We start from the raw sequence: 23,713 nt of genomic DNA on the forward strand, positions 1-23,713 counted from the left end.
TCTGCCATCGTGCGGTCCGGTCGGATGCGGACGTGCCCCCATGCTCTCGGCGAGCCAGGCCGGAATCATCCGACGCACGTCGGATGATCGGCCGCTGTTCCGTCCGCGCGTCGGATCCTCCGCCCGAATCGGGCCGGATCCGCCGACCCGGCGTCACCGGCTCTGGACAGCGCCTCGTTCGTGCTGCCAGAGTCATCGCGGCCGATGGCCACAGCGTCAACCACCGAGAAACAGGACGCCACCGCCGAAGACAGAAGGAGCTCCGCCATGTCGACCGATCCGAACGTCATCGCCCGTCCCCCACGGCGTCTCGTCCGCCGCGCGGCCATGGCGGGGTTCCTCGGCACCGCCATCGAGTCGTACGACTTCTTCCTCTACGCATACCTCGTCGTCTACACCGCCCCGCTCTTCTTCCCGAGCGAGGACCCCCTGCTGGGCATTCTGAGCGCGCTGCTCGCCCTCGGCAGCGGCTTTCTGAGCCGACCGCTGGGAGGCCTGTTCTTCGGGCGGCTCGGCGACCGACGTGGCCGTCGTCTCGCCCTGATGACGACCATCATCGGCATGGGGGTGGTCACCACCGCGATGGGATCGCTGCCCACCTACGCGACGATCGGCGCCGCCGCCCCGGTGCTCCTCGTCCTCCTCCGGCTCCTGCAGGGGTTCTCCGCGGGCGGCGAGCTGGCCGGTTCCACCACGTTCGTCTCCGAGCACGCGCACCGGGGCAACCATGGGCTGCTCAGCACCGTGACGCCACTGGGCACCTCGTTCGGCGCCGTCCTCGCGCCGGGAGCCGTGGCCCTGACCACCCTTCTGCTCTCCGAGGAGGTGATGCGCACGTGGGGATGGCGGGTGCCGCTGCTGCTCTCGCTCCCGCTCACGCTCGTCTGCCTGGTGATGCGGATGCGGCTCGAGGACTCGCCGGAGTTCGAGCGCCTGGTGAGGAACGACCGCATCCCGCCCGCGCCCGTCCGCGAGCTCCTCACCCGTCATCCCGGCGCGCTCGCGAAGGTCGTCGTGCTGAGCGCCACGGTGCTGATGATCGGCTACCTCATGGCGACGTACGTCCCCCTCTTCCTCCAGGAGCAGGTCGGGTTCAGCGCCGGCGCGGCCGCCGGACTCGCCTCCTTCTATGCGCTGGCAGCCATCGGGCTGACGATCGGGGCGGGACTGGTCATAGACCGCGTCGGCCGCCGCAACACGATGGTGATCGTCATGGGTTCCCTCGCCGTCCTCTTCGTGCCCGTCCTGATGCTGGCGAAGGCCACCGGCGGCCATCTCCTCGTCACGGGGGTCGGATTCGCCGTGCTGAGCGGGCTCGGCGGCGCGGTCGGAGCGCCGATGTACGCGACGCTGACGGCGGTCTTCCCCGCCCGGGTGCGGTACACCGGCGCCGCGTTCGGCTTCGGTCTGGGCTCGGCTCTCGGCGGCGGTGTGGGGCCGTGGCTGGCCGCCCAGCTCTCCGCGAGCACCGACAATCCGTACGCGGGCGGCCTGCTCGCCTCGGGGGCCGCGGTGGTCGCCGTCGTCGTGGTCTTCACCCTTCCAGCCCGGGGCGTGACGACGGACGCCGTCACAGGCCCCCGCGCTGCCGCAGATCGGCCCGCGTCAGCGTCATCCGCCTCATCATGAGCGCGAGGGTCGCCATGAACCTGTCGACGGCGCTCGTCATGTCCCACCCCATCGCCCGGGAGACCCTCTCGACCCGCGACGCGACCGTGCTGTGGTGCAGGTGCAGATCCTCTGCCGTGCGTCGCAGTGAGCCGAACACGCAGAACGCTTCGAGCGTGTACACGTCGATCCGCCCGGACCGCGTCGCGGCGAGCTCGTTCAACCGCGCGATCACGGGGATCTCGTCCAGCCGGCCGACCGGGATCTCCGCGAGCGCGGCCACCGCGCCGAGGTTCCCGAAGGCGATCGCCCGCCACCCGTAGACCATGGAGGTGGTGAACGAGAGGGCGTGGCGGGCCTGCCGCCAGGACTCCGCCGCGGCTGACGCGGGTCCGGCCTCACCGATCCCGACCCAGGGCGGACGGGCGGGCCCGTCCGGTCGCTGCGCGGGATACGCCCTCGCGAGCGCATCATTCAGCTCGCGGGAGAGCCGACCGGATGCGCCGTCGTCCTGGATGACGAGTGACGTGACGTCATCGACCGCTCCCGATCGCCACAGACCGCCGGGCGAGCAGCGACCGAGGACGTCCGCGATGGCGTCGTCGACCGCGGTGACCGCGAGCACACGCACGGGTCGTCGCAGGTCCAGCCCGAGCAGCTGGGCCGCGCGCACGCGCGCCTCTCGCCCCTCGCGCGCGTCGAGCAGAACCTCCACGAGACCGGCCTCCCCGCGGCGCACCTGCCCGTGGACCCTGGCCGCGATCCTCAGGCAGTGCCGCAGTCGGCTGCGCACGACGGTGTCCGTGGGCGGCGCGTCACCGCGGCGCTCGATCACGATGTCCTCGCCCCGGGGATGGGCCGTGCCGCCGCCGAATCCCCCGTCCGGGTCGCACCGTCGAATCGCGCCGTCCTCGCCGCGCACCGAGACCGGACACCCGGTCAGACGCGCCGTGGCGCGGATGCACTCGTCGGAGTCGGCTCCGGCCTCGCTCAACGCGTCGAAGTATCGGATGACGTCCGCGACGGTCAGTGCCCGGTCCCGTTCCGGCATGCAAACCTCCTCCTTCCCCGCTCCGAGAGCGCCCGATCATGCGGACGCGACCAGGCGCCGCGCACTGCTCCTACCATGGGTGGGCACGCACGCCGGCCCCGAAAGGAACCCCATGCCACCGAACGCTCCCCGCACGGCGGAACGCATCCTCGACGTGGCGGCCGACCTGTTCGTCACCCGGGGGTACGGCGAGTCCCCGCTGAGCCTGATCGCGAAGGAGGTCGGCATCACGAAGGCGTCGCTCTACTACCACTACCCCAGCAAGGAGAGCATGCTGCAGGCGCTCGTGAGCCCGCTGCTGGACGACATCGACGCCCTCCTGGAGGAGACCCCCGAGCACTTCGACGATCCCGAGGAGCGCCGGCGCTTCCTCGCTGCCTACGTCGCGGTGCTGCGCGCGCACCCCCGCGCCGTGGCGGTGATCGCCAGTCGGCCCTGGGCACAGAACGCGCTCAGCGCGGACCCGCGGATTCGCCGCCACCGGGACCGCACCATCGACCTGGCGACGCCGCCCGACGCCACCGACGAGGAGCGGGTGCGAGCGCTCCTCGCGATGGACATCATCCATCGCGAGCTCGTGTTCACGGAGGAGCGCCTGGTGCTCGCCGACCTCCCCGTCGCCCGGCGACAGGCGCTGGCGCTGGAGGTCGCGCATCGGCTGCTGGACGGCCCGGCTCCGGTCTAGCCGCATCCGTCCTCCGCGCCGAGGACGAGTGCGCTGGTCGGCACCCCGGTCCCCGCGCTGACGAGGACGTTCCGCACATCCGGAACCCCGTTCACCGCGGTGCCGCGCACCTGTCGAACGCCCTCGGCGATCCCGTTCATGCCATGGATGTACGCCTCGCCGAGCTGGCCGCCGTGGGTGTTGAGCGGGAGCAGCCCGCCCGGGTCGATGTGGCCGTCGCGGACGAACTCCTTCGCCTCGCCCCGCGCGCAGAAGCCGAACTCCTCCAGCTGAGTGAGCACGAACGGCGTGAAGTGGTCGTAGAGCACCGCCGTGTCGATGTCCGCGGCCGTCAGCCCCGTGTCCGCCCACAGCCGCGCGGCGACGTTCCCCATCTCCGGCATGATGCGGTCGCCGTCGCCGCGGTAATAGCTCGTCATGAGGTGCTGGTCGTACCCGGCGCCCTGGTGGGCCGAACGGATCACGACCGCATCGCCGGCCAGGTCCCGCGCACGCTCGCGGGTGGTGACGATGAACGCCTGCCCGCCGTCGGACTCCTGGCAGCAGTCCAGCAGGTGCAGCGGCTCGGCGATCCACCGGGAGGCCTGATGCTCCTCCAGCGTGATCGGGCGCTCGAAGAACCAGGCTCGCGGGTTGGTCGCCGCGTACGCCCGCGAGGAGACCGCGACGCGGCCGAAGTCCTCGCTCGTCGCCCCGGACACGAAGGCGTACCGCTGCGCGAACATGGCGACCCAGGACGCGGGGGTGAGCAGTCCCGAGGGGAGGTACCAGGAGAAGTGGGCCGCACGCGCATCCGGATCGGCGCCGTCCTGCTTCACCGCCTGCCCGAAGCGGCGCCCCGAGCGTTCGTTGAACGCGCGGTAGCACAGCACGGTCGTCGCCTGCCCCGTCGCGACCGCCATGGCTGCGTGGGCGATGGTGCCCGCGGCCGCGCCCCCACCGAAGTCGACGAGGCTGAAGTAGTCCAGCCGCTCGCAACCGAGCCCGCGCGCCACCTCGATGACCGGCGAGGTGTCGAGGGAGTACGTCACCATGCCGTCGATCGATCTCGGTTCGACGCCGGCGTCGGCACAGGCGGCCAGGCTCGCCTCCAGGGCGAGCTGCAGCTCCGACCTTCCGGAGTCCTTCGAGAACTCCGTCGCCCCGATCCCGACGATCGCCGCCCGGTCCACGATGGCGCTCATGACCGCTCCTCTCCCTGTTCTCGGACTCTCGGCTCTCCGGTTCTCGGCTCTCCGTCGGAGAAGACCAGCTCGACGGCGCCCGTCACATGTGCGCCGCGGCCGTGGCGGCCCGCCACCGCGAGGCGGACGCGATCGCCGGAGCAGTCCGTCACCTCCCCGCTGAACACGAGGACGTCCCCCGGGAAGCACGGGGCTCCCAGCCGGATGTCGATGCGCGTGACCCGGCCGGACAGGCCCGCCCAGGCGCAGACGTACCGGTTCACCAGCGCGTTCGTGGTCAGGATGTTCATGAAGATGTCCGGCACGCCGCCCGCCGTCGCCGCGTCGCGGTCGTGATGGACGGTCTGGAAGTCGCGCGTGGCGATGGCGCCGGCGACCACGAGGGTCGCGGTCACCGGGACGGCCAGCTCCGGCAGCGCCGTCCCGACCGACAGGTCGGGACGGCTCGCCGAGAGGGACGGGGACGGGGTCATGACGTCTCCTTTCCCCGTGGTCGCGCCACCGGGAGGATCTGCTCGTCATCCACCCGCTCGGGGCGGACGAGCACCGGCAGCCCGATCCCGACCCGGTCGGATCCGATTCCCTCGAGGTTCATCACGATCCTCGGCCCCTCCTCGAGCTCGACGAGTGCCACCACGTAGCCCGGCTCGAACGGCGGGACGACCGGGTGGTGCATCACCACGTAGCTGAACACGCACCCGCGGCCGGACATCTGCTCGCCATGCCAGGCCAGGCTGTGGCACTGCGGGCACACGGGCACGGGCGGGTGACGCAGTTCTCCGCATCCGTCGCACTGCTGGACGACGAGCCGTCCTGCACGGAGCGCGTCGAAGTGGAACGCATTGTCCCGGTTCACCACGGGTCTCGGACGACGGATCGCCCCCATCATCGGTCCTCCGTCCTGTCCGCCTGCGGGACCGGTCGATACCACAGCGTGCGGAACCGCATGGTGCCCACCTGCTCGCCGTGCTGGTCGGTGTAACGGGTGACGGTCGTGAGGAAGAACCCCTCACCCAGCCCCGTGCGCTTCGGCCCGGCGACGGACTCGATCCGCTCATGCGCCGTGAGGAGATCCCCCGGCACGAGGGCACGGTCGTACTCCTGGTCGCAGTTCACGGCCACGACGGCGGAGTACCCGCCGTCGGCCAGTGCCGCGTACGCCGCCTCGACGGCGCTCGCCGTCCGCGCCTCGCCGGGGTTGGCCATGTTCCAGACCTGCAGCGAGGACGCCGGAGCGATCACGTCGGGGTAGCCGGCCGCGCGCGCGACCTCCCTGTCGAGGCAGCGCGGATCCCGGTCCCCGACCGCGTCGCACAGGTGATGGATCATGGGCACGTTCACGGCGTCGCGCGCGATGCTCACGCGTTCGCTCCGCCGCTCGATGAGCCCGCGGATGACGTTGAGGGGATCCGCGGTCATGACGCCGCCACCCGCACCGACCCGGTCGGCAGCAGATGCCGCCGCTCGCTCCGCGCGAACCGCTGCGCGATCGCCGCACGCAGGGCGTCGTCGAGAAGCACGTAGTCGAGGGCCGCCGCCGGCCGGTAGTAGACGGGATCCTCCACATCCCAGCCGTTCTTGCGCAGCCGTGGCTTGTCCACCTTGCCCGTCGCCGTGACGGGCACCTCGGTGACCAGTCGCACGTAGCGGGGAGCCCACTTCGTCCCGAGATCGGGCTGTTCGGACAGGAACAGGGCGAAGCGATCGGCGTCGAAGACGCACGGGTCGCGCATCTGCAGCGCCGCCATCACCTGGTCCCCGGTGCGCTCGTCGGCGACGGCGTAGACGAGGGCGAGATCGACCCCGTCGAACCGCCCGAGGATCCGTTCGACGGGTCCCGCGGAGAAGTTCTCGCTGTCGACGCGGAGGCGGTCGCTGCCGCGTCCGGCGAAGTAGAAGTACCCCGCCTCGTCCCGGTAGCCCAGGTCGCCGCTGAAGAAGATGTCGCCGTGCACGCGCTCGGCGAACGCCTCCGGGTTCTTGTAGTACCCCTCGAAGCTGCGGGCGCCCATGAGGTTCGCCAGCTCGCCGGTCGCCTCCTCCTCGTTGCGCGGAAGGCCGTGCTCGTCGAACACCACGCGCGGGCATTCGGTCAGCGTCTCCCGGTCCATCACCACCGCCGGCATGCCCGTAGGAGGAAGGCCCAGCGCCTCGGCGGGCGTGTCCGGCGTGCGCATGATCGCGAGCCCGCCCTCGCTGGAACCGTAGGACTCGGTCGGCCATACACCGAACCGACGGTGGAACTCGCGCCGGTCCGTCTCCGACGCCTCCGTGCCGAAGCAAGCGCGAAGGGCGGTGTGCCGCTCGTCCTCCCGTTCCGGTTGCGCCAGGATGTAGGCGAGCGCCCGGCCGACGTAGTTGAAGTACGTCACCCCGAACCTCCGCAGATCGTCGACGAACCGGGATGCGGAGAAGCGACGGGCCATGGCGAACGCCGCGCCGACGTTCACCGCCGGCGCCCAGCAGGCGAACAGGGCGTTGCCGTGGAACAGCGGCATGCAGTTGTACGGCACGTCGTCGCGCGTCACTCCCATGTGCCCGATCGCGATCGTGCGGGCCATCCGACCGGTCGAGCAGACGACCGCCTTGGGCGCCCCGGTCGAGCCCGAGGTGAACATCAGCAGCAGCTGCGTCGTCGGATCGCCCGCCGCGGGGACGTCCGGCCGCTCGTCCCCGTGCCCGGCGAGGAGCCCGGCATAGGACGCCTCGTCGACGAGGAGGATCCTCGACGGATCGATCCCCACGTCCACGCCGTCGAGATGGGCGAGGAGCGCGGAGGTCGTGACGAGGATCTCGACGTCGGTGAACCGGATGTCCCGGGCAAGCTCCTCGCCGCGCCGGGTGAGATTCACGCCCACGACGGTCGCCGCCGCGTAGGCCGCGGCGCCGATCATGAAGAGGTACTCGGGCTCGTTCTCCAGCATCACTCCGACGTGGAACGGCCGCCCCTCGTCATGCATGCTCCGCAGCAGGTGCGCGCGCCGGCGGCACTCCGCCACCACCTGAGCCCAGGTCCACGACCGGTCCTCGAACATCAGGCCGACGTGGTCGTCGTCCGCGCGGCGATCGAGGGCGTCGCGCGTCGTCAGGATGGTGTTCATCGTGTCTCCTCGGTGACGGATCGGTTCGGATCGGCGACGCGCGGCGGGGACGCCGGCCCGCGAGGGATGCGCGACACGACCAGGACGGTGAGCACGCAGGTGGCGACGCAGACGCCGACCACGAGGGTGAGACCGGTCCGGGAGACGAAGGAGCTGTCGCCGACGAGCACCGGAGCGGTCGTGAGCAGAATCGCCACGAGGGACGAGGAGACGGCCTGGAACGTGGTGCGGACGACGGCGTTCATCCCCGTGGCGGTCGAGGTCAGCTCGGCCGGCACGCACTCGACGATCACGGTCGGCATCCCGGAGTAGAGGAAGCCCGTCCCGAGCACGCTGATGACGAACCCGGTCACCACCACGGGCATCGAGGTGGGCGCGGAGACGATCACGAGCTGGCCGACGGTCGTCAGACCCGCCCCCGTCATCAGTCCGACCCGGGCGCCGAACCGCTCGCTGACACGACCGATGATCGGCGCCAGCCCGAAGGCGACACCGGAGGTCAGGAATCCCAGGACACCGGCCATCGTCGCACTGAGGCCGAGTCCGACCGGGAGCGCGATGTCCCCGTCGGGACCGGCGATCGTGTTCGGCGTGCGGTACAGCGTGAACGTCAGCACGGTGGACATCCCGATCGGGCCCAGGGCGATGAGCGCGGTGGCGAACATGCCCAGGGAGAACTTCTTGTCCTGGAACATCCGCACGTCGATCATCGGGGTGGCGACGCGACGCTCCCAGAGGTACCAGAGGACGACGGCGACGATCCCGAGCGCGACGAAGCCCAGCACGGACGGAGAGGACCATCCGGCCTCCTTGCTCCTGGTCGCGCCGTAGAGCGCCGCCGCGATCCCGCCGCCGAACAGCAGGCCGCCGAGCCAGTCGATCCGCGTGGACGAGGCGAGCGTGCTCCGCGGGTCGGGGTGGATCATGACGAGGACCAGCACCGAGGCCAGCGCCGCGAGGATGGCCGCAGACCAGAAGATCCAGTGCCAGCTGGCGTTGTCGAGGAGGAGGCCGCCGACAAGGCCACCGCCAGCGCCGGCGACCAGGGCCGAGGTGCTGACCACGGCGACGCCCAGTGCGACCTTCGGCGCCGGGAACCCCGCCCGCACGATGCCGATGCACAGCGGAAGCACAGCCCCGCTGACGCCCTGCAGCGCGCGGCCTGCGACGAGCACTCCCAGCGTGGGCGCGACGGCGCTGACGACCGAGCCGACGAGGGACAGCAGCAGGACGGCGATGAGCACGTTGCGACGGCCGAACTGATCGCCGAGGCGCCCGACGAACCCGGTGGCGAGCGCCGCCACGAGAGCGTAGGCGGTGACGATCCAGGCCAGGGCGGTGAGGTCCTTCGTGAAGAACTCTCCCGGGGCGTAGAGCAGCTGCACCGCCATGGTGGTCTCGAACGCCGCGACCACCTCGGCGATCACGAGCGCGACCAGGGTGCCGAAGATCCCTGCCTTCAACGCCGGTCCGGGACGATCGATCGCGGCGCTCACGAGACGCTCCCGTCCGCGACGACGCGCCCCAGCTCCTGCCGGATCTCCTCCGCCGCGACCCACAGCACGTCCAGCTCCCGCACCCAGGTGAAGAAGCGGTGGATCGGGTTGTCGAGGTCGGCGCCCATGCCGCCGTGGAGGTGCTGCGTGGCGTGGACGACCCGGACTCCCGCCTCCCTCGCCCACCATGCGGCGATCAGCGGCCCCTGAGCCACCCGGGCGTCGTTCCGGCCCTCGTCCAGGTGGAACGCGGCGTCGAGCATCGTGAGCTCCATCGCCTCGGCGTCGATGGACGCGTCCGCAGCGCGCATGGCCACCCCCTGGTTCGTGGACAGCGGCCGACCGAACTGCTCCCGCTCAGAGACATAGGCCGCCGTGCGGCGGACGGCCTCCTGGCACGCACCGGCTTGGAGCGCGGCAGCGGCGACGAGCAGCCTCGAACGGATCCAGGTCGCGGCATCCCCAGTTGGGCCGATGAGTTCGTCCTCGGCGACCCGGACGTCGGAGAAGCGGACCGCGGCGTGCCGCTGTCCGCTGATCCCGACCCAGTCGTCCCGGTCGACCCCGTCGCGGTCCGCCGGGACCATCGCCACGTTCGTCTTCCCCTCGCTGCGGAAGAAGACGAGGTGGTGCGTCGCGGAGGGGGCGAGATACCCGAGCTCGACGGCGCCGTCGAGGACGATCTCCGATCCGCGTCGTGTGGCCGCGATCGCCGATCGGGTCTCCGGCAGCAGCGCGGCGACCCTGACGGTGCCGTCCAGGATTCCGGCCAGCGCACCCGCCGGCCCTCCGAGAGCAGCGATCGCGAGCGCCGCGACCCCGGTCGTCGCCAGGGGGATCCGTCCGAGGCGCCTGCCCTGCTCGCGCAGGACGAGCGCGAGGCCGGTGATGCCCAGCCCGGCGCCTCCCGCGGCCTCCGGAAGCACGGCTTCGAGGATCCCGCTCTGTGCGACCGCCGCCCAGAGCCGCTCGTCGTGCGACGCGCCCGAGCGCTCGACCTCGACGAGCCGCTCGTCGGAGCTCTGGTCGGCGAAGAGCCGGGACGCGATCTCGACGAGCCCGGCCTCGTCCGCGGAGAGCCCGAAGTCCATGCACGGCGCCGTCGCCGTCGCCGTCGCGCTCATCGCGCGCTCCTCGCCATGCCGAGTCGCGTCCACGCGACGATCTCCCGCTGGATCTCGGCGACGCCGCCGCCGAAGGTGTTGATCTGCGCGGCGAGGTTCATCAGCGCGAGCCTCCCCGAGTCGAACCGCCACGGCCGGTCGGTGACCCGCAATCCGCGCGGCCCCATGATCTCGAGCAGTTGCCGGTAGACGGCGACCACGGTCTCCGTCGCGAACACCTTCGCCGCCGAGGCGTCGCCGGGGGTGATGGAGCCGTCGGAGGTCTTGCCGACCAGGCGCCAGTTCATGAGGTTCATGGCCCGCAGCCTCGCGGTCGCCTCGCCCAGCAGGGTGCGGACCCATCCCTGGTCCGCCAGCGCCTCGCCGTCCGAGGTGCGCTGGGCTCCGGCCCAGAGACGCACGTCCTCCAGCATCCCCTCGCAGATGCCGGAGAACGCGGCCAGCCCGACCCGCTCGTGGTTGAGCTGTGTCGTGATCATCCGCCAGCCTCCGTTCTCCTCGCCGACGAGCGACGACACCGGCACGCGGACGTCGTCGTAGAACGTGGAAGTCGTGATCTGTCCGCCGACGACGGGCAGCGGGGTCACGGAGAAGCCCGCGGACGTCGTCGGCACGAGGATCAGCGAGATGCCCTTGTGCTTCGGGGCATCCGGATCGGTCCGCGCCGCCAGCCAGATCCAGTCGGCGCCGTCTCCGCCGGAGGTGAAGATCTTGTTCCCGTTGATCACGTACTCGTCGCCGTCTCGCACCGCCCGCGTGCGCAACGATGCGAGGTCGGTGCCCGCAGACGGCTCGGTGTATCCGATCGCGAAGACCAGCTCGCCCGCCAGGATCCGGGGAAGGAAGTACTCCTTCTGCGCCGGGGTGCCGTGCGCGATGAGCGTCGGCCCCACCGTGGTCAGGGTGATCATCGGGATCGGCGCCTCGGCCCGGTAGGTCTCCGTGAAGAAGACGAACTGCGCGGCCTCCCCTCGCCCCTGACCGCCGTACTCGACCGGCCAGCCGAGGCCGAGCCAGCCGTCGGCGCCCATCCGGCGGCGGATCCGGTCGTGGACGGGTCCGCCGCCCTCGCCCTCGGCGCGCAGCCCCGCTCTCACCTCCGGGGTGAGCAGCTGCGCGAAGTACTCCCGTAGCCGTGTCTGGAGCTCCCCGAGCTCGTCGGACAGATGAAGGAACATCGCATCACGCCTTTCGTCGTCGTTGACAGAAACCGTCGTCTTTACCCGCGGGTTTATAACCTACCTACCGGGCGGCAGGTCGTCAACGGTCCGCAGGGAAGTCTCCGTCTCCGAGGAAGCGACCGGCTACGGTGGGCACATGCGGCAGGCACTGCGGACGTTCGGGCGGATCCTCGCCCGGCACGCACCGGCGCTCGTGGCGTGGTACCTCGGCGGCGAGGCCGTGCACCGGGTCCTCGTGCAGGTCGCGGGGTTCGTCGGGGGCCACACGACGCTCGGCGGGCTCCTGCTGCTCCCCCTGGCCGTCGCGGCCCGGCTCGTCTCGTACGTCGCGATGTACCTGACCGTGCGGTCGTCCCTCCCGAACAGCCTCGCGGAGGGCGCCGGCACGGGCTATCGGAGCTTCGGGCGCTCCGTGGTCGGCGCGATCCTCCCGTTCACGCTCTTCTATGCCGCCTGGGGCATGCTGGACGCCGACCTCAGGGCCTTCTTCGCCGTCGCCAGCTCGGTGGCCTTCGCGCAGACCGGCAACGGCGTGGACGAGGCGCTCGGCGACCGCGGAGGACTCATCTCCGCCGGGCCCCTGCCCGTCCTCGTGCTCGTGGCGGCGCTGGCGCTCCGACTCGTCCTGGACCGATTCCGCGACCGACTCCCCTCCTGGGCCCTCGTGCTCGCCGCGTACGCCGAGGTGCTGTGGACGTTCATGCTCTTCACCCTCGTCGGACAGTGGTGGTCCGGCGTGCGCGCATGGTTCTCCGGGCGCGCCGGCGCACAGTGGCTGGAGGGGATCGGCGCACAGATCGCCGCGGCCGTTCCCCCGTTGGGCGCGCTCTGGGAGGGCGGGGTGTGGCTCGTCGGCATCGTCGCCGCGGCCGTGATCGTGCCCGCCGCCTGGCTCGCCGTCGCCGGTGTGATCTTCGGCGCGGACCTGGACACCACCCCCTCCGTGCTGCACCGCCGGGCCGAAGCCCTGCGGGGAGCGGCGGGAGGGCTGTCCCGCACGCTGCTGCGACGTCTCGAGGATCTCTGGGCCGCGCTCGCGGCGATCTGGCGCGGCGGACCGCTCCTGTTCGGGCTCTTCGCCGCCGGCTACGCGATCTGGGCGGCCGCGGAACGGATCGGGACCCGTGCCCTGCTGCAGGCGGTCGGCGGGCACGAGTCGAACTTCTGGGCCGCGTTCTTCCCGCTCCTGCTGGTCGCCGTCGCCGCCATCGCCGAGCCTCTGCGCGTCGCCCTCGTGGCGACCGCCTTCGACGCGGTCGTCGGCAGGCGCCAGGCCGGCGTCGGCATTCGCACCGCGCCCGCGACCGACTCACGGATCGATGCGGAAGCGGGCGACCTCGTCCTCGACGGGGACGTCGAGCCAGAACGGCCCCCGGGCGTCGTCGGGTAGCAGGAACACGGTGAGGATGCGGTACCCGCCGTTCCCCTCCCGACACCCGGTCTCCGTGTCCTCGTCGTCGATGTCCACGTCCACGGCGGAGCCGGCGTCGAGCCAGAGCCGACTCCCTTCGCGCTCCGAGAGGCGGAAGGTCCCACAGGATTCGGCGCCCTCGTCGCTCCGGGCGTCGAGGACCACGGTCAGCGTCGTCGAGCCCTGCGGCGCATCGAACTCCCCCCAGCGGCTCGCGGCGACCGACAGGGTGTGGCCGTGCACCTCCGCGCGCTCGTCGACGACGATCGTCCGCACGGAGACCCTGGGGGCGGCGGGGATCACGTCCAGCCACACGTGCACGCCCACGACAGCGCCGATCGCGAGGAGCAGCCCGATGATCGCCCGTCGCTGACGCCGCCACCACGTCATGGCGCCCCCACCACCCGCGGCTCGGTCAGCTCGACGCGCGGCACCGCTGCGACCGCGTCGAGCGGGATCTCCAGCGCGATCACGTCATCGAGCTCCGGCGTCAGGTACTCGGTCGTCAGTCGCAGCTCGGCACGACCGCCACGCGCCCCCTCCGGAAGCTCGAACGCGAGGATGCCGACGGTGTCGGTCCCGACGCGCAGCGGCGTCCGCAACAGGGAGTCCTCAGGCCGTTCGCTGGCGTGGACGACCAGGCCGCCGACGTGCAGAGCGGCGAACGGGATCTCCGCATCCTCCTCGGTCGTCGGCGCTGATGCCGCCACCTCGACGACCAGCCAGTTGCCCGCGGCCGACCATTCGCCGTCCGCGGAGACGATCTCGTCCGCGAATGACGCCGCGAGGACGGATGCGGTCAACGTGCGCGAGGTGACCGTGTCGGTGGCGCCGCCGTGGCGGAGGAACGGTCCGTACAGGGAATCGACGGAGGGCGTCACCGCGGTCAGGAGACCGGCCCCGAGCACGAGCACCGCCCCCGCCGCCCACGCCGCGCCCCGCCTCACGGCACGACCTCCACGTCGATCCGGGCCGCCTGCCCGGTCCGCTGCCAGGTGATCGCGGACGCCGAGAGGATGAGCTGACCCGCCCGCTCGCGGGCGTCATAGACGTCCAGTCCGGCCTCCCCGTCGGCGAACGAGCCCTCCGGCACGGGCCACGCGATCTGCACCTCCGCCGGCACCCGGGGCTGCAGGACAGGGCTTCGCGTCGTGCCGTCCGTGCGCCAGGCGCGCGCCTCGCGCGTCGGGCTGACGCCCGTCGGTGTCAGCAGCGGCGACGACGAGCCGACCAGGCGCGACGTCACGCGGTCGACGAACTGCACGACCCCGGCCGGTCTCGACGTGAGGTTCTCCAGCCGGAGCGTCACGACGAAGAGCTCCTCTCCGGGGTCGGCCTCGAAGCCGGGCTCCTCGACCTCGTCCGTCAGCTCCGCGTCGAGGACGGTCACCGCGAACAGGGACGTGCGCACCTCGGTGTCCGCCGAGACGATCGCCGCCCGCGACGCCGCGGGCGCCAAGCCTCCGGCGAGGACGAACGCGGCGAGCGCGGCGAGGGCGACGAGACAGAGGATCCCGACCGGCAGCGTCGAGCGCGAGACCAGCGCGCGTAAGAGGTCACGGGCGATCGCCCTCCCCCTGCTGCGCACCGGTCCTCGCACGGGGCCAGCCTAGCCAGGCACGCGGCGGAGTCCGGGCGCCGGCCCGCGCCGCCTCAGGAGCCGATGAACTCCTCGGCCGGACCGAGCTCGGGCTCCTCCCGGATCTGCACGGTCGCGCCGAGACCGTCCGCATCCAGGACCCGCAGCTCGTTGCGGCCGGCGCGCCACAGCGGCTCGGGCGCGTAGAGCGTGACCTGCGGGCCGCGCGCGTCGTAGCGGCCGAGGAGGAAGCCGTTCAGCCACACCATGCCGCGGACGCCGCCGGGGAACGCGAGCCAGGCGTCGGCGATCTCGTCCTCGCCGCGGTCGAACACCGCGATCCCGACGCCGCCACGGTCAGCCACTACCGGGGCGGGAGCGGTTGCCGGGGCGGGAGCGACCTCCGGCGCGTCCTGCGGGAGGGTCCGGTGCGTCCAGCCGTGGACGAGCCGGCGGCCGATCCGCACGCCGCGCAGGATGCCCTTGCCCTCGCCCGTGCGGGAGCCGTAGTTGATCCGCCCGAGGCTCTCGACCAGGATCGTGAGCCGCCCGGTCCCGCCCTCGGCCGGCAGCGGGAGCGTCTCCTCACGGTCGCGGGCGAGCGTGCCGAGCCGGACGCCGTCGAGGAAGACGACCGCACGGTCGTGCAGCCCGTCGATCGCCAGGGATGCCTCCGCCGGGAACGACACGTCGGCCTCGTACGCGACGATCCCGTCCTCGGCGCCGAGCTCCTCGAACGTGCGCGGGATCGGCGACAGGAGCGCGGCCGGCAGGGCTTCGACGAGGTCGAGGACGGACCGCCGCCGCTCCAGCGGCGCCTCGCCGGCCGCCTGGCGGCGGGGCGGCTCCGGGATCGGCGGCAGCTCGCCCTCGTGGAACCGAGCGAGCGCCGCCCGCAGCGCGTGGAACTTGGCGTTCAGCGATCCGTCCTCGCTGATCGGGGCGTCCGAGTCGTAGCTCGTGACGGTCGGCTGGAGCACGCCGTCGTGGTTCGCCCCGTTCCACAGGCCGAAGTTCGTGCCGCCGTGGGCCATGTACAGGCTGAGCGAGCCGCCCGCCGCGAGGAGCGCGTCGACCGTGGGCATCATGCTCTCTGCGCTCCGCACGTGGTGCCGCTCGCCCCAGTGGTCGAACCATCCGCCCCACAGCTCGGCGCACAGCAGCGCCTCGCCGCCGCGGCGCAGCGCCACCGCCCTGTCCACCCCGGTGCCGAACGTGAAGGAACCCATCGCCCCGTCCACCCCGCCATGCGCGACCATGTCCGCAGTCGTGCCGTCCGCGGTCGTCAACAGCTCCACGATCCCCCGGGCGCGCAGTCCGTCGCGCAGATGCGCGAGGTAGGCGGCGTCGCTGCCGAAGGATCCATACTCGTTCTCGACCTGCACCGCGACGACGGGTCCGCCGTGGGCCGCCTGCAGCGGCGCGAGGCGCGGGATCAGCGCGTCGTACCAGGCGTCGACCGCGGCGAGGAACGCCGGGTCGCTCGTGCGCAGCGCCCTCGTCCGCCCGCTGAGCCAGAACGGGATGCCGCCGTTGGACCACTCGGCGCAGATGTACGGACTCGGGCGCAGGAAGACGTCCAGCCCGATCTCCCCGGCCAGGAGGACGAAGCGCTCGACGTCCCGCCACTGGGCGAAGTCGGGCTCCCCCTCGACGCGCTCGTGGAAGTTCCACGGCACGTAGGTGTCCACGGTGTTGGCGCCCATCGCCGCGAGCCGGCGCAGGCGATCCTCCCACTGCGCCGGATGGACGCGGAAGTAGTGGACGGAGCCGGCGAGCATCCGATGCGGTCGCCCGTCGCGGAGAAGCGTTCCGTCCCGCCAGGTCAGGACGGGCGTGTGCGGCGTGGTCATGGGCGGCTCTCCATCCGGGATGTTGACGTCACCATCCTTGCATCCGCGGACCATCTGCGCACGCGGAGGCCGCGACCGAATCCTGATCCCCTCCCGCGCGACCGGCGCCTCGCCCCCGTCGATCCGGTCGCGGGGACGGCACGCGCGCGACGTACGCTGGAGCCATGCCGGACCCCGCTCTCGCCACTCTGGACGCCGTCCTCGCCGAGCTGGCCGCGCTCGAGGACCCGAAGGCGCGCGCCGTCAACGAGCGGCACGGCGACGCCCACGGCGTGAACCTCACGAAGATGCGCGCACTGGCCAAGCGGATCGGCACGGACGACGCCCTGGGTCGCGAGCTGTGGGCGTCGGGCGACGTCGCCGGGCAGCTCCTGGGTCTCCTCCTCGTCAGGCCCCGCTCGTTCGGACCCGACGACCTCGACGCCATGGTCCGCGCGACGGACAGCGCCAAGGCGCACGACTGGTTCGTCAACTACATCGCGAAGAAGTCCCCGCACGCCGAGGAGATGCGTGAGCGGTGGATGACGGACGAGGATGCGGACGCCCGGGCCGCGGCCTGGTCCCTCACGACCGATCGCGTCGCGAAGAAGCCGGAGGGCCTGGATCTGGACGCCCTGCTGGACACGATCGAGGCGGAGCTCACGGAGGCACCGGCACGGCTGCAGTGGGCCATGAACGAGACCCTGGCGACGATCGGCATCCATCACCCTTCCCGGCGCGAGCGCGCGATCGCGATCGGGGAGCGCCTCCAGGTGCTGGCGGACTACCCGACCCCGCCGAACTGCACGTCTCCCTTCGCGCCGATCTGGATCGCGGAGATCGTCCGCCGCCGCGAGGGCTGACCTCCCCCTCCCCTCCCCTGCTGTTTCCCCTGCCTTCCCTGCCGTCGAAACCCCCTCGCCGCGCCGAAACCCCCTCCCAGAAGCGTGTTTCCGAGGGGGTCTCGGCGGCAGGAGGGGGTTTCGACAGTCAACTGCCGCTCAGACAGCGCGGCCGATGTGACTGCGCGCGTGGGCGACGGCCGTGCCGAGGTCCTCGAAGAGGTGGTTCTGATGCCGCAACGACGAGAGCACGCCGACGCGCTCGGCGAGCGGGAGATGCTGCGGCGGGATGCCCTTGACCAGCACCGTGATGCCGCGGCGTTCCAGCGAGACGATGAGCTCGCTGACCACCTGGGCGCCGGTGGCGTCGAGGATCTGCAGCTGCGACATCCGGATCACGACGACCTCGATGTCGCGCAACGCCGCCACGCGCTCGAGCATCCGCTCGGCGGCGCCGAAGAAGAGTGCACCCTCGAGGCGGAACACGGCGATGCGCTCGTCACCGGGCTGCGCGGCGCCGGGAAGCTCCTCGCGGTGCACGCCGCTGGTGCGGGCGAGCTGACGCAGGGCGAAGAAGCCCGCGGCGAGCAGGCCGATCAGCACGGCGTAGATGAGGTCGATGCTGACCGTGACCACGGCGGTGAGGCAGAACACGATCGCGTCCGCGCGCGTGGAGCGCAGAACGATGCGCACGGTGGAGGGCGCGATCATGCGGCCGGCCGTGACCATCAGCACGCCGGCGAGTGCCGCGAGCGGGATGTGCGCCACCACGGGCGCACCGACCAGGGCGATCACGAGCAACAGCACGCCGTGCGTCGTCGAGGCGAGTCGGGTGCGGGCGCCGGCGCGCACGTTCACGGCGGTGCGGGCGATCGCTCCGGTGGCCGGCATGCCGCCGAACAGGCCGGCGGCGAGCGAGGCGAGCCCCTGACCGACGAGCTCGCGGTCGGCGTCGTAGGGGCCGGTGTCGGCGAGGGTCGCGGCGACCCGAGCCGACAGCAGCGACTCGATCGCGGCAAGCGCGGCGACGGCGACCGCAGGGCCGGTGAGGGCGAGCAGGGTGGCCGGATCGACGGCGGGGAGGGCGGGAGCGGGGAGTCCCGCGGGCAGCTCGCCGATGGTGTCGACCGGCAGCCCGGCGATCCCGGCGACGAGCGACGCGACGACGATCGCGAGGAGCGACCCCGGGAACCGCGGATGCAGCCGCAGTGACACCAGCATGATCACGACGATCAGCCCGACCAGCAGCAGCGACCAGCCGATCTTCGGCCATGACGCGGACGCCAGCGACTGCACCGCCGCGACCACCGCGTTCGTGCTCTCCCCCGGTGCCGTACCGGTGGCGGTCGGGATCTGCTGCAGGAAGATGATCACCGCGATGCCGAGGGTGAATCCCTCGATCACCGGCCAGGGGATGTACCCGACGGCGCGGCCGAGGCGCAGCATCCCGGCGACGAGCACGATCGCTCCCGCGAACAGGCAGACGGCGGCGAGAGCGCCGGCGCCGTGAGTGGCGAGGATCGGCGCGAGGACGACGACCATGGCGCCGGTGGGTCCGGAGACCTGCACGTTCGAGCCGCCGAACACCGCGGCGACGATGCCGGCGACGATGGCCGTGATCAGCCCGCTCTCGGCTCCCGCTCCCGAACTCACCCCGAAGGCGAGGGCGAGGGGCAGCGCGACGATGCCGACCGTGACGCCCGCGAGCAGATCGCCCCGCCAGGCGCGTCGCAGGCCGCGGTAGTCGGAGGCGGACGGCAGCAGCGTCCGCAGGGACCAGGTGTTCATGCCCGGACCGGGATGTCCGGCAATCCGCCCTGCTCGACGAGCTGCTCCTGCGTGGTCCGCAGGATCTCGCCGAGCAGGGCGCGAGCGACCCGCAGCAGGTCGGCGACCTGCGGGTAGGCGAGTCGGTAGTAGACCAGACTGCCGCGGCGTTCGGAGACGACGAGACGGTTGCGTCGCAGCACGGCCAGGTGCTGCGAGACGTGCGAGGCCTCGAGATCGATCACGTCGAGCAGTTCGGAGACGGAGACTTCGGGAGCGGCTGAGAGAACCTCGAGGATGCGGATGCGGATCGGGTGCGCGAGCCCCTTGAAGAGCCCGGCCTTCACCTCGTAGAGCGGGCGGTTCGGGTCACTGAGCATTCGGACTCCCCCTCCGGCCGCGCTGGTCTGATGAATTCATCATATCGCGATACGATCGACGCATGTCCGACACGCTGCCCCTGTGCCCCGGGTGCTCCAGCGAGCACGCCTACGAGATGGGCGCGCTGCTCGTCTGCCCGATGTGCGGCCACGAGTGGTCGCCGTCCGACGCCGCATCCGACGACGCCCCGGTCGAGCGCGTCGTGAGGGATGCCGTCGGAAATGTGCTGGCCGACGGCGACACCGTCGTCGTGACCACCGGCATCAAGGTCAAAGGGTCTCCGCAAGGCATCAAACAGGGCGCCAAAGTACGCGGGATCCGCCTCATCGACCCGGTCAACGGCCACGACATCGACGGCAGGGTCGACGGCTTCGGCGCGATGCTGCTGAAATCCGGCCTGGTCAAGAAGGCCTGAGCCTCGACGTCGCGGCAGCAGGGACCGCGCGTGAAAGGATCGAGACATCATGTCTCTCGATCCCTCCCTGCTCGGTCCGGCGGACGGCACCGCGCCGGATCCGGACGCCGTGTACGCCGCCTTCGTGGAGTGGGCCGAGAGCACCGGCATCCGCCTCTACCCCGCGCAGGACGAGGCCGCCATCGAGATCGTCTCCGGGCAGAACCTCATCCTGTCCACCCCCACCGGGACGGGGAAGTCGCTCGTCGCGGTCGCCGCGCACTTCGCCGCGCTCGCCGACGGACGCCGGACCTACTACACCGCTCCGATCAAAGCGCTGGTGAGCGAGAAGTTCTTCGCCCTCGTCGACGTCTTCGGCGCGGAGAAGGTCGGGATGGTGACGGGAGACTCGGCGGTCAACGCCGACGCCCCGATCGTGTGCTGCACGGCCGAGATCCTCGCGAACCTGGCGCTGCGCGAGGGACCGCAGGCCGACGTCGGCCAGGTCGTGATGGACGAGTTCCACTTCTACGGCGACCCGGATCGCGGCTGGGCCTGGCAGGTCCCGCTCCTCACGCTCCCCCAGGCGCAGTTCGTGCTGATGTCCGCGACGCTCGGCGACGTCACAGCCCTCGCCGCCGATCTCACCCGCCGCACGGGACGCGAGACGGCCGTCGTCACCGGGGTCGAGCGGCCGGTCCCCCTGCACTTCTCCTACGAGACGACCCCGATCCACGAGACCATCGACGATCTGCTGCATACGGACCGCGCCCCTGTCTACGTCGTGCACTTCGCCCAGGCCGCCGCGATGGAGCGGGCCCAGGCCCTGGCCAGCGCAAAGATCGCCACCCGCGAGCAGCGCGACGAGATCGCGGACCTCATCGGCGGGTTCCGCTTCACGACGTCCTTCGGCAAGACGCTCTCGCGGCTGCTGCGGCTCGGGATCGGCGTGCACCACGCCGGCATGCTGCCGAAGTACCGCCGCCTCGTCGAGCAGCTCGCCCAGCGCGGGCTGCTGCGCGTCATCTGCGGCACCGACACGCTCGGCGTCGGCATCAACGTCCCCATCCGCACCGTGCTGCTCACGGCGCTGACGAAGTTCGACGGCACGCGGATGCGTCATCTGACCGCCCGCGAGTTCCACCAGATCGCCGGGCGCGCCGGACGGGCGGGCTTCGACACGGCGGGCACCGTGATCGCCCAGGCTCCCGAGCACGAGACCGAAAACCTGGCGGCGATCCGCAAGGCGGGCGACGATCCCAAGAAGAAGCGGAAGATCATCCGCAAGAAGGCACCCGACGGCTTCGTCTCCTGGGGCGAGCCCTCGTTCCAGAAGCTCATCGCCGCCGAGCCCGAGACGCTCACCTCGCACATGCAGATCACGAGCGCCATGATCCTCAACGTGATCGGCCGTGGGGGCGACGTGTTCGCCAATATGCGCACCCTGGTATACGACAACCATGAACCCCGCTCGCGGCAGCGGATCCTCGCCCTCCGCGCGATCGGGATCTACCGGACGCTTCGCGAATCCGGCGTCGTGGAGCAGGTCGTCGACGAGGAGACCGGGCGCACGAGCGTCCGGCTCACGGTGGACCTGCCGCCGAACTTCGCGCTGAACCAGCCGCTGTCGCCGTTCGCCCTGGCTGCCTTCGAGCTGCTGGATCCGGATGCGCCGTCGTTCGCCCTGGACATGATCTCCATCGTGGAGGCGACGCTCGACGACCCGCGCGCCGTGCTCAGTCAGCAGGAGTTCCTCGCCCGGGGAGAGGCCGTCGCTGCGATGAAGGCGGAGGGGATGGAGTACGACGAGCGCATGGAGGCGCTTGAGGAGATCACCTACCCGAAGCCGCTGGAGGAGCTGCTGGGAGCGGCCTTCGAGACGTTCAGCGCGGCGCAGCCATGGATCCGGGACTTCGCCCTGCGCCCGAAGTCCGTGGTGCGGGACATGTACGAACGGGCCATGTCGTTCGGGGAATATGTCGCCCAGTACAAGGTCGCCCGATCGGAGGGCGTGGTGCTGCGCTACCTGTCGGACGCATACCGTGCGGCGTCGCAGACGATCCCGGAGCACCTGAAGACCGAGGATCTGCGTGACCTGATCGAGTGGCTGGGCGAACTGGTCCGCCAGGTCGACTCGTCGCTGCTCGACGAGTGGGAGGAGCTCGTCGCGGGACACCCCGTCGATCACGAGGACGGGCCCGTCGTGCCGCCGGCGCCGAAGCGGGTGACCACGAATCTGCGGGCCTTCCGGATCCTCGTGCGCAACGAGCTGTTCCGCCGCGTCCAGCTCGCCGCGCGCGAGGACGTCGATGCCCTGGCGGCGCTGGACCCGGAGTTCGGAGCGGAGGCGTGGGACGCGGCGCTCGACGGCTACTTCGCCGAGCACGACGAGATCCTCACCGGTGCGGACGCCCGCAGTTCGACGCTGCTCCTCATCGACGAGACGGACGGCGGACGCCGGTGGCGCGTCCGCCAGATCCTGGACGATCCTGCGGGCGACCACGACTGGGGGATCGCCGCGGAGGTCGACCTGGACGCCTCGGACGAGGCGGGCGAGGCCGTCGTGACGCTGACGTCCGTCGACCGCCTCTAGGTCAGCGAACGGCCGGAGGACGGCGCCCACGCACGGCGCACGGTGCTGCAGGGATCTGTCGTTTCCGCGGAGTCCTCCCCCTCCCACGGAGATCTCACCCTCCCGCGGAGATCTCACCCTCCCGCGGACGCATCCCCGCGATCCCTCCGCCGCAAGCGCAGAACTCCGCGCGCACGGCGATCGCTGCGCACGGCGATCGCTGCGCACGGCGGGCGCTGCGACCGGCGAGCGCTGCGACGGATGGGCGCCCGGCGGACTCGGGATCAGGCGCGCAGGTGCGGGCGCGCCGAGACGCGAGAGGTCTCCGGGGCGAGGATCGCGAGCACCCGCACGATGGTCGTCATGCCGAGGAGCCCGAGACCCACGGCGATGCCCTCGAAGACGGTCGCGGTGGCGAAGCCGACGGGCCACCAGAGCAGGATCCCCGCGGTGAGGACCACGAGCAGCCCGCCCAGGGTGACGCCGAGGTACCGTGGGCGCCGCGGCAGGACCCGGACGGTCTGCACCGTTGCCGCGGCGAACAGCACGAGCGCGGCCAGGGCGAACGCGAGGTGCACGATCGTGCGGACGTCCGTCGCGCCCCCGACCGACGGCGGGTCCGCCGCCGACGCCGTCGCGATCTCGGCGGGCAGCGGCGTGATGCCGGTGCCCGCCAGTGCCGCGCCCGCCAGCGCCCACAGCACCACGGTGCGGCCGATCCGCCCGATGTCCGGGTCTCCGCAAAGGCGGTGCAGATCCCGGCCGATGTAGGAACCGACCGTGGCGACGAGGAGACCGGCGACCACCAGGGTTCCGTTGAACGCCCACCCGCCGGGTCCGATCCCCAGCTGGGAGAAGTTGCGCTCCCACCACCGTGGGTCCGACGCCGTCAACATCGCGAAGAGCGTCCCGATCGCGAGGAACGCGAACAGCAGCGCGGACAGGTCCCGCGTCCGAAGCCCGACGCCGGCGAGGAACCCCGCACGCCCGCCCGCGGCCGCGGCAGCTCCGACGAGCAGAGCCCCGCCGAGCGGCGAGAGCTCGAGCCCGCGGAATCCCGTCGCGAGCACGGCCCCGGCGAGGAGGACGGCGTAGCCCGTCACCGCGCCGATCGCGACGGCGAGGGCGACGGCGGACACGTTCGACACCGTCGCCTGCCAGCGCGGCATGGCGGCGGTCTCACCGCGGTGGTGACGCACGGCACTCACCGCGAAGGCGAGCGCGGCCGTCACCCCGGCGATGACGGCCGCGGGAGTGCTCAGCGACCCGTCTCCGCTGAGCGGACGAGGCGCGCCCTGAAGAACCGGCACCGCGACGATCGCCGCCGCGACGAAGGAGACGGCCGTCGCCACGATCGCCTGTCCCTCGCGTCGGAGCCTCGCCTGCACGTCCATGCGGCCATCGAAGCACGCACCGCCGACGCCGAACGCCCTCGACGCGGCGCGCCCGGGGGAGTCGGCCGTTGAGCGATCGACGCCGGGTCACCGCGTTTCGTCTCTTCGCTG

22 protein-coding genes are annotated in these 23,713 nt (G+C 71.8%); 6 read left to right on the plus strand and 16 right to left on the minus strand.

The features are described 5' to 3' along the window. Positions 1 to 267: 267 nt before the first annotated feature. Positions 268 to 1,629 carry an MFS transporter gene (locus K8F61_RS11985; protein WP_231819269.1) on the plus strand — a complete coding sequence of 454 codons (1,362 nt, stop codon included), beginning with the start codon at positions 268 to 270 and terminating at the stop codon, positions 1,627 to 1,629. Here K8F61_RS11985 and K8F61_RS11990 read toward each other — a convergent pair. Beyond that, positions 1,571 to 2,659, minus strand: coding sequence for a PucR family transcriptional regulator (locus tag K8F61_RS11990; RefSeq protein ID WP_231819270.1), 1,089 nt, complete (start codon positions 2,657 to 2,659; stop codon positions 1,571 to 1,573). The two genes, K8F61_RS11985 and K8F61_RS11990, sit on opposite strands and share 59 nt — an antisense overlap. 112 nt (positions 2,660 to 2,771) lie before the next feature. Here K8F61_RS11990 and K8F61_RS11995 point away from each other — a divergent pair, with 112 nt between their 5' ends. Beyond that, positions 2,772 to 3,344, plus strand: a complete 573-nt coding sequence (locus K8F61_RS11995; RefSeq protein WP_231819271.1) for a TetR/AcrR family transcriptional regulator — start codon at positions 2,772 to 2,774, stop codon at positions 3,342 to 3,344. Here the strand turns inward: K8F61_RS11995 and K8F61_RS12000 are convergent. The 8 genes from K8F61_RS12000 to K8F61_RS12035 are packed head-to-tail and all read right to left on the minus strand — an operon-like array spanning position 3,341 to position 11,427. After that, positions 3,341 to 4,528 carry a lipid-transfer protein gene (locus K8F61_RS12000; RefSeq protein ID WP_231819272.1) on the minus strand — a complete coding sequence of 396 codons (1,188 nt, stop codon included), beginning with the start codon at positions 4,526 to 4,528 and terminating at the stop codon, positions 3,341 to 3,343. The genes K8F61_RS11995 and K8F61_RS12000 overlap by 4 nt on opposite strands. Further along, positions 4,525 to 5,001 carry a MaoC/PaaZ C-terminal domain-containing protein gene (locus K8F61_RS12005; protein ID WP_231819273.1) on the minus strand — a complete coding sequence of 159 codons (477 nt, stop codon included), beginning with the start codon at positions 4,999 to 5,001 and terminating at the stop codon, positions 4,525 to 4,527. The genes K8F61_RS12000 and K8F61_RS12005 overlap by 4 nt, the downstream gene beginning before the upstream one ends. Continuing rightward, the gene (locus tag K8F61_RS12010; protein WP_231819274.1) at positions 4,998 to 5,417 is read right to left on the minus strand and encodes a Zn-ribbon domain-containing OB-fold protein; all 420 of its coding nucleotides are present in this window, start codon (positions 5,415 to 5,417) and stop codon (positions 4,998 to 5,000) included. The genes K8F61_RS12005 and K8F61_RS12010 overlap by 4 nt, the downstream gene beginning before the upstream one ends. After that, complete coding sequence (locus tag K8F61_RS12015; protein WP_231819275.1) at positions 5,414 to 5,947, minus strand: FAS1-like dehydratase domain-containing protein; 534 nt, start codon at positions 5,945 to 5,947, stop codon at positions 5,414 to 5,416. The genes K8F61_RS12010 and K8F61_RS12015 overlap by 4 nt, the downstream gene beginning before the upstream one ends. After that, a complete protein-coding gene (locus tag K8F61_RS12020; RefSeq protein ID WP_231819276.1) occupies positions 5,944 to 7,629 on the minus strand; it encodes an AMP-binding protein in 1,686 nt (561 codons plus the stop codon). Before K8F61_RS12020 ends, K8F61_RS12015 begins: the two co-directional genes overlap by 4 nt. Then, positions 7,626 to 9,125: an MFS transporter gene (locus K8F61_RS12025; RefSeq protein WP_231819277.1), complete on the minus strand. Its 1,500-nt coding sequence runs from the start codon at positions 9,123 to 9,125 to the stop codon at positions 7,626 to 7,628. The genes K8F61_RS12020 and K8F61_RS12025 overlap by 4 nt, the downstream gene beginning before the upstream one ends. Continuing rightward, complete coding sequence (locus tag K8F61_RS12030) at positions 9,122 to 10,249, minus strand: acyl-CoA dehydrogenase family protein (protein ID WP_231819278.1); 1,128 nt, start codon at positions 10,247 to 10,249, stop codon at positions 9,122 to 9,124. Before K8F61_RS12030 ends, K8F61_RS12025 begins: the two co-directional genes overlap by 4 nt. Next, entirely contained in the window at positions 10,246 to 11,427 is a 1,182-nt protein-coding gene (locus tag K8F61_RS12035) for an acyl-CoA dehydrogenase family protein (protein WP_231819279.1), read from the minus strand. The genes K8F61_RS12030 and K8F61_RS12035 overlap by 4 nt, the downstream gene beginning before the upstream one ends. A 139-nt stretch (positions 11,428 to 11,566) precedes the next feature. On the opposite strand from K8F61_RS12035, the gene K8F61_RS12040 reads away from it, so the two are divergent. Beyond that, positions 11,567 to 12,820, plus strand: coding sequence for a hypothetical protein (locus tag K8F61_RS12040; protein WP_231819280.1), 1,254 nt, complete (start codon positions 11,567 to 11,569; stop codon positions 12,818 to 12,820). Here the strand turns inward: K8F61_RS12040 and K8F61_RS12045 are convergent. Genes K8F61_RS12045 through K8F61_RS12060 form a run of 4 tightly spaced genes read right to left on the minus strand, consistent with a single transcriptional unit; the run spans position 12,740 to position 16,273 of the window. Continuing rightward, a complete protein-coding gene (locus K8F61_RS12045; protein WP_231819281.1) occupies positions 12,740 to 13,231 on the minus strand; it encodes a hypothetical protein in 492 nt (163 codons plus the stop codon). The two genes, K8F61_RS12040 and K8F61_RS12045, sit on opposite strands and share 81 nt — an antisense overlap. After that, positions 13,228 to 13,788, minus strand: coding sequence for a hypothetical protein (locus tag K8F61_RS12050; protein WP_231819282.1), 561 nt, complete (start codon positions 13,786 to 13,788; stop codon positions 13,228 to 13,230). The genes K8F61_RS12045 and K8F61_RS12050 overlap by 4 nt, the downstream gene beginning before the upstream one ends. Further along, entirely contained in the window at positions 13,785 to 14,441 is a 657-nt protein-coding gene (locus tag K8F61_RS12055) for a hypothetical protein (protein ID WP_231819283.1), read from the minus strand. The genes K8F61_RS12050 and K8F61_RS12055 overlap by 4 nt, the downstream gene beginning before the upstream one ends. A gap of 53 nt (positions 14,442 to 14,494) precedes the next feature. After that, positions 14,495 to 16,273 (minus strand): glycoside hydrolase family 35 protein, encoded by a 1,779-nt coding sequence (locus tag K8F61_RS12060; RefSeq protein WP_231819284.1) that lies wholly within the window; start codon positions 16,271 to 16,273, stop codon positions 14,495 to 14,497. A gap of 164 nt (positions 16,274 to 16,437) precedes the next feature. Between K8F61_RS12060 and K8F61_RS12065 the strand changes: the two genes are divergently transcribed. After that, positions 16,438 to 17,115 carry a DNA alkylation repair protein gene (locus K8F61_RS12065; RefSeq protein ID WP_067247993.1) on the plus strand — a complete coding sequence of 226 codons (678 nt, stop codon included), beginning with the start codon at positions 16,438 to 16,440 and terminating at the stop codon, positions 17,113 to 17,115. A gap of 138 nt (positions 17,116 to 17,253) precedes the next feature. Here K8F61_RS12065 and K8F61_RS12070 read toward each other — a convergent pair whose 3' ends face one another. Further along, positions 17,254 to 18,882, minus strand: coding sequence for a SulP family inorganic anion transporter (locus tag K8F61_RS12070; RefSeq protein WP_231819285.1), 1,629 nt, complete (start codon positions 18,880 to 18,882; stop codon positions 17,254 to 17,256). Continuing rightward, positions 18,879 to 19,241 (minus strand): ArsR/SmtB family transcription factor, encoded by a 363-nt coding sequence (locus K8F61_RS12075; protein WP_067247999.1) that lies wholly within the window; start codon positions 19,239 to 19,241, stop codon positions 18,879 to 18,881. The genes K8F61_RS12070 and K8F61_RS12075 overlap by 4 nt, the downstream gene beginning before the upstream one ends. Positions 19,242 to 19,303: 62 nt before the next feature. Between K8F61_RS12075 and K8F61_RS12080 the strand changes: the two genes are divergently transcribed. Then, complete coding sequence (locus K8F61_RS12080; protein WP_067248002.1) at positions 19,304 to 19,657, plus strand: zinc ribbon domain-containing protein YjdM; 354 nt, start codon at positions 19,304 to 19,306, stop codon at positions 19,655 to 19,657. A gap of 49 nt (positions 19,658 to 19,706) precedes the next feature. Continuing rightward, positions 19,707 to 22,229: a DEAD/DEAH box helicase gene (locus K8F61_RS12085; protein ID WP_231819286.1), complete on the plus strand. Its 2,523-nt coding sequence runs from the start codon at positions 19,707 to 19,709 to the stop codon at positions 22,227 to 22,229. 263 nt (positions 22,230 to 22,492) lie between these two features. Here the strand turns inward: K8F61_RS12085 and K8F61_RS12090 are convergent, their stop codons facing one another. Continuing rightward, entirely contained in the window at positions 22,493 to 23,602 is a 1,110-nt protein-coding gene (locus K8F61_RS12090; RefSeq protein ID WP_231819287.1) for a DUF998 domain-containing protein, read from the minus strand. Between the last annotated feature and the right edge of the window lie 111 nt (positions 23,603 to 23,713).

Source organism: Microbacterium resistens (assembly GCF_021172025.1).
Taxonomy (GTDB): Bacteria; Actinomycetota; Actinomycetes; order Actinomycetales; family Microbacteriaceae; genus Microbacterium; species Microbacterium resistens.

Bases quoted from the DNA above. Each gene is read 5' to 3' on its own strand.
- K8F61_RS11985 (WP_231819269.1), top strand. From the start codon at position 268: ATGTCGACCGATCCGAACGTCATCGCCCGTCCCCCACGGCGTCTCGTC.
- K8F61_RS11990 (WP_231819270.1), bottom strand. From the start codon at position 2,659: ATGCCGGAACGGGACCGGGCACTGACCGTCGCGGACGTCATCCGATAC.
- K8F61_RS11995 (WP_231819271.1), top strand. From the start codon at position 2,772: ATGCCACCGAACGCTCCCCGCACGGCGGAACGCATCCTCGACGTGGCG.
- K8F61_RS12000 (WP_231819272.1), bottom strand. From the start codon at position 4,528: ATGAGCGCCATCGTGGACCGGGCGGCGATCGTCGGGATCGGGGCGACG.
- K8F61_RS12005 (WP_231819273.1), bottom strand. From the start codon at position 5,001: ATGACCCCGTCCCCGTCCCTCTCGGCGAGCCGTCCCGACCTGTCGGTC.
- K8F61_RS12010 (WP_231819274.1), bottom strand. From the start codon at position 5,417: ATGATGGGGGCGATCCGTCGTCCGAGACCCGTGGTGAACCGGGACAAT.
- K8F61_RS12015 (WP_231819275.1), bottom strand. From the start codon at position 5,947: ATGACCGCGGATCCCCTCAACGTCATCCGCGGGCTCATCGAGCGGCGG.
- K8F61_RS12020 (WP_231819276.1), bottom strand. From the start codon at position 7,629: ATGAACACCATCCTGACGACGCGCGACGCCCTCGATCGCCGCGCGGAC.
- K8F61_RS12030 (WP_231819278.1), bottom strand. From the start codon at position 10,249: ATGAGCGCGACGGCGACGGCGACGGCGCCGTGCATGGACTTCGGGCTC.
- K8F61_RS12035 (WP_231819279.1), bottom strand. From the start codon at position 11,427: ATGTTCCTTCATCTGTCCGACGAGCTCGGGGAGCTCCAGACACGGCTA.
- K8F61_RS12040 (WP_231819280.1), top strand. From the start codon at position 11,567: ATGCGGCAGGCACTGCGGACGTTCGGGCGGATCCTCGCCCGGCACGCA.
- K8F61_RS12045 (WP_231819281.1), bottom strand. From the start codon at position 13,231: ATGACGTGGTGGCGGCGTCAGCGACGGGCGATCATCGGGCTGCTCCTC.
- K8F61_RS12060 (WP_231819284.1), bottom strand. From the start codon at position 16,273: ATGACCACGCCGCACACGCCCGTCCTGACCTGGCGGGACGGAACGCTT.
- K8F61_RS12065 (WP_067247993.1), top strand. From the start codon at position 16,438: ATGCCGGACCCCGCTCTCGCCACTCTGGACGCCGTCCTCGCCGAGCTG.
- K8F61_RS12070 (WP_231819285.1), bottom strand. From the start codon at position 18,882: ATGAACACCTGGTCCCTGCGGACGCTGCTGCCGTCCGCCTCCGACTAC.
- K8F61_RS12075 (WP_067247999.1), bottom strand. From the start codon at position 19,241: ATGCTCAGTGACCCGAACCGCCCGCTCTACGAGGTGAAGGCCGGGCTC.
- K8F61_RS12080 (WP_067248002.1), top strand. From the start codon at position 19,304: ATGTCCGACACGCTGCCCCTGTGCCCCGGGTGCTCCAGCGAGCACGCC.
- K8F61_RS12085 (WP_231819286.1), top strand. From the start codon at position 19,707: ATGTCTCTCGATCCCTCCCTGCTCGGTCCGGCGGACGGCACCGCGCCG.
- K8F61_RS12090 (WP_231819287.1), bottom strand. From the start codon at position 23,602: ATGGACGTGCAGGCGAGGCTCCGACGCGAGGGACAGGCGATCGTGGCG.